The sequence below is a fragment of the Pelorhabdus rhamnosifermentans genome (assembly GCF_018835585.1).
Taxonomy (GTDB): Bacteria; Bacillota; Negativicutes; order UMGS1260; family UMGS1260; genus Pelorhabdus; species Pelorhabdus rhamnosifermentans.
Genome location: NZ_JAHGVE010000190.1, coordinates 1 through 232 on the forward strand (window position 1 = coordinate 1; position 232 = coordinate 232).

Here is a 232-nt window from a genome sequence, read left to right on the forward strand (position 1 = left end):
GTTTCCAGCCATTGACAACACTGAGTTGCCAGAGAAACGATTTTAATATCCAGTTGTTGACAGCGCTGAGTTTGTCAGAGGTTTGGCAGGAACACATTAAATTTTCGTATATTAATAGCTGCTTTATAGACACAATGCCGGTGGTATTTATGTTGGTGAATTTTACGTTGTCTGTGGCGGTTTCCCTATTTGGATTATGATGTAACAGATCATTTGTTGCCTTGACTATTAG

At 38.8% G+C, this 232-nt stretch carries 1 protein-coding gene; it reads left to right on the forward strand.

Annotated features, from left to right (window positions below):
* A partial coding sequence (locus tag Ga0466249_RS26310; RefSeq protein WP_215832438.1) for a hypothetical protein occupies nt 1–200 on the forward strand: 200 nt, incomplete at its 5' end.
* Between the last annotated feature and the right edge of the window lie 32 nt (nt 201–232).